Annotated in this window: 14 protein-coding genes; all 14 read left to right on the forward strand. The window is 47.6% G+C overall.

Features of this window, described 5'->3' with window-relative positions:
- Positions 1-24 precede the first annotated feature (24 nt).
- The 14 genes from ACFVRY_RS14460 (at position 25) to ACFVRY_RS14525 (ending at position 14,186) form a co-directional block, all read left to right on the forward strand.
- A complete protein-coding gene (locus ACFVRY_RS14460; RefSeq protein ID WP_387500875.1) occupies positions 25-378 on the forward strand; it encodes a DUF7210 family protein in 354 nt (117 codons plus the stop codon).
- Positions 379-388: 10 nt separating this feature from the next.
- Positions 389-772 carry a hypothetical protein gene (locus ACFVRY_RS14465; RefSeq protein WP_387500876.1) on the forward strand — a complete coding sequence of 128 codons (384 nt, stop codon included), beginning with the start codon at positions 389-391 and terminating at the stop codon, positions 770-772.
- A 44-nt stretch (positions 773-816) separates the two neighbouring features.
- Complete coding sequence (locus ACFVRY_RS14470) at positions 817-1,086, forward strand: hypothetical protein (protein WP_387500878.1); 270 nt, start codon at positions 817-819, stop codon at positions 1,084-1,086.
- On the forward strand, positions 1,079-1,525 hold the full coding sequence (locus tag ACFVRY_RS14475) for a hypothetical protein (RefSeq protein WP_387500879.1): 447 nt from the start codon (positions 1,079-1,081) through the stop codon (positions 1,523-1,525). The genes ACFVRY_RS14470 and ACFVRY_RS14475 overlap by 8 nt, the downstream gene beginning before the upstream one ends.
- A 3-nt stretch (positions 1,526-1,528) precedes the next feature.
- Positions 1,529-1,930 carry a minor capsid protein gene (locus ACFVRY_RS14480; RefSeq protein ID WP_387500880.1) on the forward strand — a complete coding sequence of 134 codons (402 nt, stop codon included), beginning with the start codon at positions 1,529-1,531 and terminating at the stop codon, positions 1,928-1,930.
- A 3-nt stretch (positions 1,931-1,933) separates the two neighbouring features.
- Positions 1,934-2,485, forward strand: coding sequence for a hypothetical protein (locus ACFVRY_RS14485; RefSeq protein WP_387500882.1), 552 nt, complete (start codon positions 1,934-1,936; stop codon positions 2,483-2,485).
- Positions 2,486-2,566: 81 nt separating this feature from the next.
- Positions 2,567-2,992, forward strand: coding sequence for a hypothetical protein (locus tag ACFVRY_RS14490; protein WP_387500884.1), 426 nt, complete (start codon positions 2,567-2,569; stop codon positions 2,990-2,992).
- Between the two features lie 14 nt (positions 2,993-3,006).
- A complete protein-coding gene (locus ACFVRY_RS14495; protein ID WP_387500885.1) occupies positions 3,007-3,291 on the forward strand; it encodes a hypothetical protein in 285 nt (94 codons plus the stop codon).
- Positions 3,292-3,294: 3 nt separating this feature from the next.
- Complete coding sequence (locus ACFVRY_RS14500; RefSeq protein ID WP_387500886.1) at positions 3,295-7,821, forward strand: hypothetical protein; 4,527 nt, start codon at positions 3,295-3,297, stop codon at positions 7,819-7,821.
- Positions 7,818-8,612 carry a phage tail domain-containing protein gene (locus ACFVRY_RS14505; RefSeq protein WP_387500887.1) on the forward strand — a complete coding sequence of 265 codons (795 nt, stop codon included), beginning with the start codon at positions 7,818-7,820 and terminating at the stop codon, positions 8,610-8,612. Before ACFVRY_RS14500 ends, ACFVRY_RS14505 begins: the two co-directional genes overlap by 4 nt.
- Before the next feature lie 15 nt (positions 8,613-8,627).
- Positions 8,628-10,739, forward strand: coding sequence for a polysaccharide deacetylase family protein (locus tag ACFVRY_RS14510; RefSeq protein ID WP_387500889.1), 2,112 nt, complete (start codon positions 8,628-8,630; stop codon positions 10,737-10,739).
- A gap of 61 nt (positions 10,740-10,800) precedes the next feature.
- Positions 10,801-11,535: an HNH endonuclease gene (locus ACFVRY_RS14515; protein WP_387500890.1), complete on the forward strand. Its 735-nt coding sequence runs from the start codon at positions 10,801-10,803 to the stop codon at positions 11,533-11,535.
- 109 nt (positions 11,536-11,644) lie between these two features.
- Positions 11,645-12,061 (forward strand): hypothetical protein, encoded by a 417-nt coding sequence (locus tag ACFVRY_RS14520; protein WP_387500892.1) that lies wholly within the window; start codon positions 11,645-11,647, stop codon positions 12,059-12,061.
- Between the two features lie 73 nt (positions 12,062-12,134).
- The gene (locus tag ACFVRY_RS14525) at positions 12,135-14,186 is read left to right on the forward strand and encodes a phage tail protein (RefSeq protein WP_387500893.1); all 2,052 of its coding nucleotides are present in this window, start codon (positions 12,135-12,137) and stop codon (positions 14,184-14,186) included.
- Positions 14,187-14,221 lie beyond the last annotated feature (35 nt).

The following is a 14,221-nucleotide window of genomic DNA, read 5'->3' on the forward strand; positions in this document are numbered from 1 at the left end:
TACAAATCTGAAAGGATGAATGAAGTGGACATTAAGCTGAAAGGCGTAGTGAAGAACGGTGGCAAATGGAAACGGCCGGGCGACATTATCCGCAAGGTTGACGATGAAATTGCTGAGGAACTTATTGCCAAGGGTATCGCGGAGGAAGTTGAGCCACTGCCTGAAGATGATAACTCTGAACTGCTGGCGCTGCGGGAGCGGGCTAAGGCACTCGGCATCACTAATGCAAGCCGTCTAGGTGAAGCCAAACTGAAGGAAGCCATTGTAGAGAAAGAGTCTGATCTTCAGATGAAGGCTGCCGAGCTCGGTATTGAAGGCACGGAAGACAAAACGGCGGAGGAATTGGTTGCTGCCATCGCTGAAGCTGAGAAGAAGTAGGTGATTAATCATGTCGACTACTGAAGATATCAACCTTTGGATAGAGGAGAACGTCCTCGACACGGAAGCGTGGGACAAGAAGCCACTGAAGCAGTCGTTAGCTATCAAGCAAGCTGAGCGTAACCTTGCACGCTGGTATCCTACTGTAGCACTGACCACTGAGCTTATATCCTTACAGGCTATATGGGAAATGCAAGGGCTAGATCCAGCCCTCAAGTTCCAGAAGCACAGTGTTAAGTCAGTCAACGATAATGGCGAGGGAGTCACGTATAGCGGTATCCGAGATGTTGTAGCACCTGATGTACGGGATCTTCTGGGCAAGAGGGCCAGTGAGATTGCCGAAGAGGAAGCTGAGGGCCGTACTGACCTCCAATATGGAGGGAGTCTAGTATGAGCCTGTTTGGCTATCCGGCCACTGTCACGCACTATCATTCCGGCGTGGATGACTGGGGTCGTCCCCTGCCACCCGTTGAGACGGAGCGAGCTGCCAAAGTTGTGGAAGAGCAGCGGCTGATCAAGAATGCCAAGGGCGAGGAGATTCAGGTCACTTATGCCATCCATATCGAGGGTGCAATTCCGATTAGCTTCGCCGATTACTTTCTATATACTAATCAACTCGGTGCCGAGATCCGTATTGACGTGCGACATTATGAGATCCGGAAGTATCTCGGCACCGACGACGTGAAGAAGGTGATCGTTTATGGCTAGTGGCTTTAATTTTGAACTGGAAGGACTAGACGCCATCTTCACGTCGTTGGACGCAACGCTCAATGAAATCGATGACCGCGTAGATGAGGTGCTGCAGAATCTAGCGCTGAAGGTCATTCATGACGCCAAGAAGCTCGCACCGTTGGATCATGGTGATCTGGAGGCTGCACTCACTGTCGGGGAGGTCAAGCAGCTGATCGGCGTGTCGTATATCGATTTCGGAACGACTCCGGATGTTGATGCTTACGCTGTTATTCAGCATGAAGGATTTTACAGGGACGCCAAGGGGGCTATTAAGCCAATGGAGCCCGGCGAGAAGACGCTGTCCAAGGGTGCTTACAACGGCGAAATGCCGGGGGCTAAATTCTTGGAGCGGGCAATCAAGATGAACGAGAAGCTGATCATCGAAGAGCTGTCCAAAGTGCTGGGAGGTAGATAGGTAATGGTTGCTAATGACCTGATTGCTTACCTGACTGCTTCCGGTTATACGGTTTACCCAGACGCGAACTTCCTTCCAGCCGACCTGCCGGAAACGAAGTTACCGTGTTTGTTCGTATTTGGCACCGGCGGATATGCACCGCATGGCTACGTTCCGACGGAACGCCCTACCTTCCAGGTTATCGTCAAGGGAAAGTCATACAAGACGCTGCCAACAAACATGGCAGCTACAGAAAGACTGGCGAATGAGATTAAGAAGAAGCTGCATCGCCGAGCAAACTACCTTGCGGGCTCGGCCGATGTCTTCTCCAGCACTGCTGCACAGCCACCAATCTACTTGGGTCTGGACGACAATAACCGGCCCATGTATTCAATCAATTTCATTTTCTACACAAGGGAGGATTAGTTTATGAGTGACGTGAAAAAAATCTATGCCGGACCCGGTATCTTCGAGTGGGGAGTAGATGATAAAGGTGTTCTTGAGTCAGATGGCATTATCATCGATCTGACACAAGGGGGTATCAACTTCACCACAACAACCACTTACTTCGAGCCCACGACGGACCAGACTGGTACGGCCCCGGTAAAATCGATTTCCACCGGAACAACTGGTGCCATTAACTTTGAAACGCCGGATATGGACTTCGAGAAGGTCACGAAGTATAACCCAAATGCAACGAAGGTTGTAGATGGGGATGATGCGACCAAGGTGAAGTATCAGGTATCTGGCCTTGCAGGTAAGGAACTGCCCCAGAAGCGTGCAGTCATTAAACCGCAGGGAGTCATTGATCCTTCGCGCTACATCTACCTTGAAAGTGTAGGTATCAAGTTTGATGTGAACGCTGGATACAAGTTGGACGACAACCTTAAGATGACCATCTCTGCTATGGCGTACCCTTCCCTCGATGCAACGCCGAAGGGCTTGCTGTACACTTGGGGCGACATCACAGCTACAGCTTAATAACTGCATTATACGATCACGGAGAGGGCGCTGGCTTTCTCCTTTTTTCTTTTTACAACGATTAAGGAGGAGGCGAACGCCTTGTTAAACATAGGAGCATTGTTAGGCAAAAAGGAAGTTCTGAGGCTTGGTAGACGGCAGGTGACTGTCCCTAAGTTGACCCGTAACCGTATGAAGTTACTTACGGACCACATCGGTACCATCGGCAATTTCTTGGTGCAGCTATTCTTGACGCCGGAAACAGAACGATCAGTTTTTATCGTGGCTGGCGCGGATGTGGCCATCGACGAGATTTACGAGCTGACATCGCTGCTCAGTGATATCGACATTGAGGAGCTCAGTGAGCACGCCAGCCTAGCTGAGTGTTCGGAGTACCTGAAGCTTGCCTGGGAAAAGAACGACATGAACGCAGCCCTAAAAAACTTGACGGGCCTGATTCCGCCGGCGGCGCAGCAGTTCGTGCAGTCAATCGTCAAGCGAATGAATCAGGCCCACCAAGAACAATAACCATAGATGAATTTATGCTGCGGGCTTGTATCATCCTGGGGAAGACGCAGCGTGAAGTGGAGAACGACTATTACCAGATTGACATTCCACGGCTATTGCAGATCAAGGATCAGGTTCGGGCAGGTGAGCTGCTGCAGTATCTGGATGTAATATCATTGCCACATATCATCGACGACAAGGCGCGGGAAGAAGTACTCAGCCGGATCACCGCCGCGCTTCCGAAGCCACCTCCAGAACCAGTGAAGTCGGCAGAGGAGCAGTATCAAGCGAATCTCGCGCGTATGAAAGGAGGGCGTTAACGGGTGACGACGATGATCGGTGAACTTCAAGCCCGGTTTACCGCTGATACACAGACGCTGAAGCAGGAGGTTCAGGCGGTCAAGCGGGATCTTGCTGGCATAGGCGAGCAGGGGAAGAAGTCAGCTTCTGACCTTCAGGCGATGAATGCTTCGCTCGAGGACATTTCCTCTAAAAAGGGTAAGGTCGGCCAACTTACTGCAGTGTTGGATAACATCAACGCTAAACTAGATATCCAACGGGCAAAACTGGCGGAACTGAAGCAATCCTATGACAATACCTTCGACCAAGGGAAGAAGAATAAGCTCCAGGAGCAGATCGTAAACACTGAGAGCGCCATTTTGCGACTCACAACAGCTTCAGATAAGACAGCGCAAAAGTTATGGGATTTGGAGGACAGTTTAAATCAAGTTGGTAATCAAAGCCAGCAAGCTGTCAATCAAGTCAACCAATTGGGCGAGAGTATGAAAGTTACACATAGCCAAGCGAAAAATGTTGAAGATAGCCTCAAGGAGCTCAATACGGCGCTGAAGGATGTGGGTGCTGGCAGTGAACAGATCAATAAAATCAATGCCATAGTCCAAAAAACAAATCCTGAAATTCTTGAGAAGAAGCTTGAATCTGTGGCTAACGAACTGCGTCGGCTCGGAGTCGAGAGCAAGCAAATAGATAAAATAACAAATGAGTTACGGAACGCTGAAGGAGCGGTTAGCAAATTTTCTGCTGTATTTGCTGGTCTCGGATCAGGATTTGCACTGGCCAAGCTAACAAACATGATTACAACCTTTGCCGGGGAAGCACAGAACTTATCCAACTCTTTTCAAGGTCTTACGGCTGTATCTAAGGGTATGAACGTTAGTACTAGCGAATCTATAAGGCTAGCTGAAGAGTTATCGAATCGGTGGGGGCTAGATCAGACGGCTCTTAATAATACGGTGAAGACCTATGTATCTGCTGGTCTGACGCTAGAGCAGACAAAAGAGATTATAACGTCTACAGCAGATGCAGCGACCTATAACAGGGAAGCTCATTTGTCGTGGGCTGATGCCATACAGCAGGTGGCGCAAGGTATCAAGTCTGGTAACTCAGACCTGACTGATGCAGCCGGTATTACGACCAATCTGTCGGTTATGTACGACAGATACGCTCAATCAATTGGTACAACCGCAGATAAGCTCACGGACGCCCAAAAGGTGCAAGCAGCTTATAACGGTATCCTATCAGAATCGGCAATCTTCGCGGGAAATGCAGATGCAGCGATGACCGGCTACACTGGCGTGCAGGCTACATTCAATAAGACTCTTACTGAAGCCCGTGCTGAGCTCGGCGAAGCGTTTATACCAGCCCTGCAGCAAGTCATGACATTGGTGACTCCGCTGATCAAGGAATTTTCTCAATTTACCGAGGAGAACAAAGGGTTGGTATCTGGCATTAGCGCTGGGACGGTCGCTGTGCTGGGACTGCTGAGCGCGCTTCTGCTCTTGCCGCCAGTAATCAAGGCAGTGTCTGCTGCGATGACACTACTTGGTGCATCTAGTGGTCCAGTAGGCTGGGCGATTTTGGCGATAGGAGCGCTGGTCTCCGGAATAGGATACCTCGTTACCAAGAGCAGCGAGGCAAAGCAGGCTGCTTCCGAGCTGGCCGAGAAGCAAAAGGAGCTGAACGTCGTTCTGGATAAGGCTCCAGTGGATCGAAACGCGGCTGATCTCGAAATGCTGGCTGAGAAGGAAAAGGCTCTTGCTGACGTGATTGAACGTCGAACAGCGCTGCAGAAACGGGTAAATGAACTTCAATCCATGTTTGATAGAAGCGAGGGTACTCCTGCGCTTGTTTCCGAGATGTTCGATCTTGCCGATGCGATTAAAGCTACCGACAAAGAACTGAACAATCTTGGATATGAAAATATCGATGAGGGTAAGAGGAAGTTTGAAGAGATGAAGGCAGCAATCAAGGCGACCACTGATGTCATTACGGATCAGGACAGGGCTGACGCTGCAGCAATTGCTACCAAGAAGACACAACTCACGCAGATGGCCGCGCTAGCTGCTGAATTCAAGAATCTCAATGGTTTGCAGACTCTGGATGCTTCCCAGAAAAACCGATTGGTCGAGATCACCAATGACTTGATCAAGCAATATCCGCAGCTTAACGCTTACCAGGGAGAGGATGGGCGAATACGAGCCGACAACATCGACACCATCATTAACCAAATAAATACTGACAAGCAGTTCACCGATGCGGCCGGCAAGCAAGCGCAGACCCGCATTAACAATTACAAAACAGAGGTCGAAGCTCAGGCAGCTGCTGTGCAAGCGCAAATCCGTAACTATCAGTTGTTGATTGAAGCCATGGCTAAGGTTAACCAGAGCAAGGCAGCAACCTTCGCGGAGAGCGTGCAACAAGGTGAGGACAAAATGAATGGTAAGACACCGGGTGTCATGGATATTGTTTATAATGATTGGCTCACCAGCACCGTTACTGAGGAGGCCAAGAAGAAGAAGGCTGAGGCGGAAGCTGCGCTGTCCAACTATCAGCAGACGATGAAAGAAATGGACGATCTTGCGAAAAAGGTGGAAAAGGGCGATCAGACGTTCACAAAAGACATTGTTTCGCCAGACCCGAAGAAAGGGCCGAAACCTAAGAAAGGAAAGACCCCAGAGGAATTGGCGGCTGAAGCCCGTAAAAAGGCGTATGATGCTGATCTAAAAACTGTTCAGTTTCAGGCAGACTATTTTGACCTGTCTCCGGAAAAGCAACTTGAGAAGTATGAAGCTTTGCGCAAGAAACATGCGCAGTTTTTGGGAGAGTCCGTTGATGATGCTCGTACTTTGACGCTGCAGATTAAGCGGCTGGGCGAAGATAGCGTCCAGGCGCAGTACGATTTTTCAGCCGAGTGGATCAAGGACGAAGAACGGCGTATGGAAGAGAGTGGTAAAACGGAGAAACAGATCGCAGAAATGCGGCTAAACTCCTGGACTCGCATGCGTGACCGATACGCCAAGGACTCCGATGAGTACAAAAAAGCTGACGAAGAGGTGTACAAGGCGCGCAAAGACGTAATCAAAAAGACGTACGATGCATCTTCTAAAGGAATCGACGAGGAGATGAGACGTCAAGAAGACGCGGGCAAGACCGAACGCGAAATGGCTAACTCACGTCTTTACATGTGGGAAAATGTCCTGAAACGGTACAAGGAAGGCAGTGAAGAGTATAAGAAGGCAGACGAGCAAGTACGGAAGGCACGAAAGGACCTTGCCAAAGCTACCGAGAAAGAGACGAAGGATACGTACGATACTCGTGCGAAACTGATTGACAAGGAAATTCGCAGGCTTGAAGATTCTGGCGCTACCGAGGGTGAGATCGCTAAGTATAAGGTAAAGGCGTGGACTGAGCTTCGTGATCAATACGGTAAGGACTCAGAGTTTTACGAAAAGGCCGATGAACAACTCTACCAAGCGCGGAAATCCCTCGTGGATAAGACGACGAAACTTGCGGATGATCTTGTCAAAGAGGAAAAGAAGCGTATCGATACCGCGAAAAAGGCTGACTTAGCCGCAATTGAAGAGCGCAAGAAGAAGTATGTAGCTGCTCAGGATGAGAAGATCAAAGCGATTGATGACCTACTGGCGAAGGAATCGGAAGCTAATTCAGATATTGATTTTGAAGAAGAACTGGCGAAGAAGAATGCCCGAATCGATCAACTTGCCTCCGCTGTCGGTAATGATGGCATACAGGAACGTAAGAAGGTCATTGCGGAGCGGGATAAATTCATCCTTGATCACAACCGCGACTTGCGCAAGCGTGATTTGGAATCACAGAAAACAGCGCTTCAGAAAGAAAAGGAGACCCAACTGGCTGCATACGAGACAGAGAAAACGAATGCCGAGGCCCAGTACGACGCATTGTCTGCAGCCTTTGATGCATATAGCGGCGATATCAAAACGATCGAGTCCAGTATTGCTGCATTTCGTGTTTCCGAATCTGCTAAGGCTAATTCTGAGATTTTGAAGGACTTGGACACTTTTGTCACGCAGTATAAATCGAAAATGGCCGAGGTAACTGCGACAAAAGCCGCGTCCCAGAAAGACCGGGATCTTGAAGAATACAATGCGAACAAGGATGCGTGGACAGCAGCCAAGTCACGAGGAGACAATGCGGACATGGCGCGTTTAGCTTCGCGTAACGAAGAGATACGGAAACTGTATGGAATTGATAAGGATACCGGTAAACTTCAGCAGTTTAGTGTTGGCGGTGTCGTACAGGGTCGATATGGTGAAGCAGTCCCGGTTATAGCGCATGCTGGTGAAATCGTTCTTAATCCACAGCAACAGCGAAGTCTCTTTCGACTGCTCGATTCTGTGATGCCCACAACTCCAACCGGGTCTGTAAAATCGGAGACGGTCATCCATAACACCTTTGACATGTCTGTTAATGGCGTGACTCTAGAGGATCGGGCAGACACTGAGATTATGTATTCAGAGCGTGAGAAGTCAGCCCGCCGGCTTCAGACGATGGGAGTGAAGTCCGGATGAACGATGTTTCTGTAAATGGAACATGGTTGTCGACTCTTAATATCCTCTTGGTCTCCCGTGACATTCCAGCATTACCAGATACGGAGGAGAACACCGTCAAGATTGCCGGTAGAGACGGCGTGAAGAACTTCGGCAGCACTTATGCAGCCCGGCCTCTTGGCTTGGGTCTATTTGTCATGGGTGATGATTACGACGGTACTGTGGCGAAGCTGGCCAGTGTGTTCAACATCCGGCGTGGCCCTTTAATCATCATCTTCGATGATCGGCCAGATAAGAGGTATATTGCTGAATATCGAGGTTCCATGGCCTTTGACTCTTCCACGGGTAACCGTCTAATCAATGTGCCCTTAAAAATGGACGATCCTTGGCCGGAGTCGCAGCAGGATACGGAGCTTAGAGAATACGGGCAGGGCCTTTCCTTCGGGGAGGGCTATTTTTATATCTCGGATTCTTCATTTTCTATTACGACGAGCGGGCAGATGGTGACGCTGGATAACATCGGTTCGGAAAGAACATATCCGCTGATGCGAATTAGTGGAGCATTTGCAGACCTTTCGATTAGTGACGGCCGCCAGACCTTTACTTTTTCAGGGAGTATCGGTGCGAACGATGTTCTTGAGATCAACAGCGATCCGGACAAGTGCACGGTTAAACTTAATGGGACAAACGCTTGGAGTCGCAGTAATGGGATGTTTTTCGAGCTTCCACCTGGTCAGACGGCATTAACGGTCTCTGCGACCGCGCCAGCGTTCACTTTGGAGATCATTTATCGCTATAAATACGTGTTCTGAGGAAGGAGTGCAGATATGAACTTTAAACGCCGCATCATCACGAAGACGCTGGACCTGCTTAATCTCCAGCGACATAACGATAACTATGCGGAAATCGAGACTGATTTAACAGCGCACAACGGTCGCATCACGTCGGCTCAGAATGATATCACAACCCATAAGGAATCTTCAAAAGCCCACCCAGCCGAACATGTGACCTATTCTGGATCCGTAGCTGGAGCTGCGAATGTTAAACAGGCAGTTGATATACACGTTGATTCTACTGTGGCACATGCTGCGGAGCATATCGCTTATGATGGGGCAGTTGTGGGAGCAAAGAACCTTAAGGACGCTGTGGATAAGCAGAAGCAGGCAGTTGATACGCTGGTTGTTAACGGCGACAGTAGCCCTGCCGCAGCCCAAGCCAAGATTGATACATTTGGAGTGGATCAGCCTACGCTTAAGGAACGATTGGACAAAGATTACCTCCGGACTGCTGCGCAGTTGGCGGATACTTCATACTTCACTGGACTTACGCGGAGAAACAAAGTGAAGCCAACAAAAGGCCTTGTCACCTTCATCACCGACGATGCTTCACAGCAAGATTACACTATCTACCTTCCGTTGTTCGGGAGTTTAGGTGTGCCGTTTTGCACTGGGGTAATTACAAGCACAGTGGGAAATGCGGGCAAAGCAACCAAAGCGCAATTATTAGAGATACAGGCAGCGGGTAATGAGATTATGTCGCACTCGCACACTCATCCGCATCTTTCGGAATTGAGCGATGCTGCGTCCGAAGCTGAGTTTTTGAACAGCAAAGCCTGGTTGTTGGATAATGGATTTGATGTTGAGTCGTTCATCATACCTTATGGTTTTTGGAGCGAGCGTGAGAAGGAGTATGCAAAAAAGTACTATCGCGCTTGCCGCGTGAGTGACTACGGCCTGAATGGATTGAATCAATCACCTATTGAGACTTTCGAATTAAAGTGTATCTGGCTTGATACTAACGTAGTTATCAACAATGACCCGAGCGGATTTCCCACGAATACCTTTAACTATTACAAGTATTATATCGACAAAGCATTCGAAAAAAATACATGGCTTATTATTGGAACGCACAGTTGGAACGTGGAGGAAGCGGGTTTGACTTCGTTGCTTACAAACGTTATTAACTACGCCAAGTCAAAGTGCGAAATTCTGACATGTTCTGCTGCTTTGGACAAAGTAGGCAACATCCTTGAGACTGGTAGTTATGGTAGGCCCAATCCGCAGAACAAGCATTTCGCGGTTGGATATGACGGTAAAATCAACGCGAACACGTTGGATACCGTAATTCAGGCCGTCAATAGCTTTACTGGATCGAACATTATTGATAATTTTGAAGATTACCAAGTTACCGTTAACCGAGTGAACACAGTAACCGCAATAAGTAGCGGACTTCCAGAGTCTGTTGGAGGTGTTCTTTACACTCATAAATTAGTCCCACGAGTGCTCAGTAGTGATAATATCTACAATTACCAGATTTATCATGTGCTAGTCTCTGGGAACATCTATAAGCGAGTATGCAATGCTGACCGCAGTTTCGGCGTTTGGAGGAAAGTAAGCGGCGGCATAGACCTTACTGGAGAAGTTGCGAATTTTGATGCTGGCATATCTGCTTTTCGGGAAGGCATCACGATAAACTATTTACTGGGTACGAATGCGGCCTTGTCACCAACCAAAACCGCCGGGACACTAATGACCTATCGTGTGACCAGTTCCAGTGCTAACGCGTTTAGTTATCAAGAGTATTCTGAATATAATGGGCGAGGGAAGTTCAAGAGGTATGCAACGGGATTGACTACCTGGGGACCGTGGGTAGAGGTCGGTTTGAGAGTAAGCTTCCCTGATCAGAACGGAGTAGACGGCAATACCACGATTTCAACTCTGCTACTCGGTGTTACTTACAATACCGTGCAGACAGCGGTCGCAGCGAGCAGCGGATTACCTGAAAGCCTTGCGGGAACGTTAACAACACATAAAATACACGCTACCGATCATGCTTATAATTATCAAACGTATCACATATATGGTACGTTACGGATGTACAAGCGCTCATTTAACAGCGCGGGTACGCCGACCGTGTGGGAGAAGATCAGTGCTGTGTAATTCATTAAATAAAGGTGTAAGCCCCTATTGAGTAGAAGTTATTAAAAAAGGGGGCTGTTATATGGAGAAACCTTCATCAAGAGATATTCCAAATCCAGTTAAGAGAGCAGTTAGACAACGATGTGGGTTCGGTTGTGTTATCTGCGGGTCGCCAATATATCACTACGATCATATGAAAGAATGGGCAATCTATCAAAGACATGTAGCTGAAGAAATAACATTATTATGTCCTACCCACCATCAAGAAAAAACAAGTGGGTTATTGTCTTCAGACACGGTGGAATCATACAATGCAAACCCGTATAATAAAAAAATTCTATATAGTCCTAAGTGGAAAATACATTATGGTAAGGAAATTAAAACAATAATAGGAACAGTGTCGATGACCTTTCCGGAGGTAGAGGATTACAACAATGTAGAGTTTTTCTCTGTACCTCTTATGGTTGGCGGACAACCAGTAATATGGTTTAACCTTGAGGATGGAAACTTACTTCTTAATATTGTGATATTAGGTAAATCCCAGCCCATCTTAGTGATATCAAATAATGAATTAGTATATTCAATAGCTTCTTGGGATATTGAATTTGTTGGAAGGACTCTGACAATTAGAGAAGGACTGCGAAAGGTGATTTTTAACATTACTTTTGATGTAAGTAGAAACCAAGTGATAATTGATAAAGGTTTCTTTGTCTGGAGAGAGCGAACCATATCTATAACCAAAGAATACTTTGAAATAAATAGTGTTAGATTTTATGGTGGCGGAGTAGAAGGAGGAAAGTATGGGATTATATGCTGATGTTTATTAGCTCACCATAGGACCATAATGTTCACTGCGAATAATATTCTTCATTGATATTTGACACCTGTTAATGGATAATACTGTTATCTATTTGGAGGTGTTATTCATGGTTAAGCAAGTGTCGGCAGGTGTAATATTAAATGATCTTGAGAATACTCTTCAGTTGTATTTAGATTCACTTGATTCAATTTCGAATTGTTCATTTTCCATTTTTAACGACGAAGAAAGGCAGCTTTTAGTTAGTGGTAATATGGATGGAACTGAGTTTAAAATGTTTAATTTGTATATCTTAGAAAACGAATTGCAGATTCATAACTTGGTAGCATACCGAGAATTGCGTGGAAAGGGCATAGTGATGCAAATGATTGATTTAACCTATAAACTTTCGCAAAAGTATGACTACCATTTATTTATTGTAGACATGGTTCCGGGATTTTATGGAGCAATGATACGTAGAGGTGCTGAACCAATTGATCAGGATAGTGTCAAAATTAATAAAGATACGAATTTGTCTAAGAATTAATATGTTAACTTAAATGGAAGATTATCCGGCACGTCACTATGTGGCGTGCTTTATTTTATCAGGAGGTGGAAACATGCAAAAACACCTCAAATCCTTCGACCGCAACCGTTCCCCAACCGGTTTGCTGGTCGCGTCCACTGACGTCCAGCGCCGTCGCCGGGTCAACAGCGACTACGAGATATCATTCACGGTCCCAATGACTAGCGACGATTACCGAGAGAAGATCATTCCTAAAGGCTACGTTCAAGATGAACGTGGCCAATTTTATGTCGTCCAGAGTCGTGGCAGGGACCGCAACAGCAAAATAATCAGCGCCCAGGTCATCTGTACACATATCATGTTCAAGATGATCGACTTCAAGATTCCGTACAATCAATACATCGATGAGGCCTACGGAGTTCATATCACTACTCTGCTGGACCGGATCACAGCTGCTACGGGCGGCGTTTATACCTTCGTGCTCCATGACGTGTTTGACCTTCGGGATGTTAAAGATTGGGGCAGGACAACGGCGCTTGCTGGACTTAATGATGTCGTTAATCTGTATGGCTGCGAGATCGAGCCGGACAACACTGTCATTCACCTTTATAAGCGGATTGGTAAAGACGCTGGATTCCAGTATCGTCTAGGCAAGAACATCATTAGCGACTCCTTTAAGGATGATGCTTCGAACCTGACGACTCGCCTGTTCAGCCAGATGAAGGACGGCCGGACATTCATTGGCTTATCTGCCGACTACCTGACAGCGGAGGAACGCAGCCTGCTGGAGTCCGTTCCCGGCGCCATCGTGGACAACAAGTTGGCCGTCAATTACCTGATCTCTCCGTATGCACAGTATTGGACCAACAACATTAATACTTTTTATGACGGGGAGCTAATCGATCAGAACATCGAGGACCCCAAGGAGCTGCTGATCGCTACTCGAGAAGCACTCCGGAAGAAAGAAATGCCTGAGTTTGAGGTCGGCGTCAGCGCAGCGGATATACACAAGATTGATCCAGATGAGCAGCAGCCTGGTCTGGGCGACACGGTTTATGCCTATGATCCGGATATGGAGATGTTTAATATCAGCTGCCGGGTTTTGGAGCTGACGGAGTATCCGTTTGCCATGGATAAGCACTCTCAGGCCACGCTCTCCAACTACCAGATGCGGGATGATACGCAGGTTCTAGCCGACCTCGAGCGTAGCAAGCGCATCCTGAATGATCTCCTGTCAGGCGGTCGGGTACGCGCTTCAGCCTTTGAGGAGTTTGCCAAGCAAGCCGTTATCGACATCAACGCATCCAAGACTGAGATCAAGTATGACGGGCGGGGGATCGTGCTGCAGAGCACAGTCAACGCACTTGATCAGGTCATTATGACTTCTAACGGCATCATAGTTACTCGAAACGGCGGCGCCACGGCTATGACCGCGATTACGGCTAATGGAGTGTCTGCTCCGGCTGTGGTTGGTGTTCTGGGTAACTTTGTAGAGATGAAGATTGGCGAAGGCGAGAACGTTACTCAGATCAATCTGAACGGGATTGCTGCGGGGCGTTCGGACTTTCATTCAGCGCCCTTCCGCGTCTACATGAATGGGGATGTGGTGGCGAGGTCTATCACGTTAACTGGTTTAATCGAGGCTTCTTCGGTGTATGAGACCGACTTTTATGCCGGTACCATTACGGGGGCGAAGATCCGGACTGCTGCTCCTGGTATTTATCCGCGGGTGGAGATCGATCCTTCATCCATCGCGTTCGGGGTTTATTCTGACGCGAACAGCGGAATATTGATTCCGGCTTATGATGGGGGAGTGAGTAAGATCAGGTTTCTCGCTAACGGGAATGAGTCGACGATATTTAATTCACCAACATCAGGATTTATAATGAGTGGCTATGGAAGATCTACTGTTTCAGGCAACGGGGTGAAATTAGACCCGATATCAGATTACGTGAGATTTCCATCGTGGGGAAAGATATTGGATGAATCAACAGGAACGACGCTTCAATATGAACTGAATGCCATTTGGTCTGCACTTGCTGGAAAAGCTAGTATTAGTCACTCTCATTCAGTAACTATTCCTAACCATAACCATGGTAATCCAGCAAACGCAAACAGCGGCGGGGGCACATTCTCTGTGGCATAGTATTGTAAAAATTACCTAGAAACACCGATAATAAA

The organism is Paenibacillus sp. NPDC057934 (assembly GCF_042887565.1).
Taxonomy (GTDB): Bacteria; Bacillota; Bacilli; order Paenibacillales; family Paenibacillaceae; genus Paenibacillus_AQ.

Bases quoted from the DNA above. Each gene is read 5' to 3' on its own strand.
- ACFVRY_RS14480 (WP_387500880.1), top strand. From the start codon at position 1,529: ATGGTTGCTAATGACCTGATTGCTTACCTGACTGCTTCCGGTTATACG.
- ACFVRY_RS14515 (WP_387500890.1), top strand. From the start codon at position 10,801: ATGGAGAAACCTTCATCAAGAGATATTCCAAATCCAGTTAAGAGAGCA.
- ACFVRY_RS14465 (WP_387500876.1), top strand. From the start codon at position 389: ATGTCGACTACTGAAGATATCAACCTTTGGATAGAGGAGAACGTCCTC.
- ACFVRY_RS14525 (WP_387500893.1), top strand. From the start codon at position 12,135: ATGCAAAAACACCTCAAATCCTTCGACCGCAACCGTTCCCCAACCGGT.
- ACFVRY_RS14520 (WP_387500892.1), top strand. From the start codon at position 11,645: ATGGTTAAGCAAGTGTCGGCAGGTGTAATATTAAATGATCTTGAGAAT.
- ACFVRY_RS14475 (WP_387500879.1), top strand. From the start codon at position 1,079: ATGGCTAGTGGCTTTAATTTTGAACTGGAAGGACTAGACGCCATCTTC.
- ACFVRY_RS14505 (WP_387500887.1), top strand. From the start codon at position 7,818: ATGAACGATGTTTCTGTAAATGGAACATGGTTGTCGACTCTTAATATC.
- ACFVRY_RS14495 (WP_387500885.1), top strand. From the start codon at position 3,007: ATGCTGCGGGCTTGTATCATCCTGGGGAAGACGCAGCGTGAAGTGGAG.
- ACFVRY_RS14485 (WP_387500882.1), top strand. From the start codon at position 1,934: ATGAGTGACGTGAAAAAAATCTATGCCGGACCCGGTATCTTCGAGTGG.
- ACFVRY_RS14510 (WP_387500889.1), top strand. From the start codon at position 8,628: ATGAACTTTAAACGCCGCATCATCACGAAGACGCTGGACCTGCTTAAT.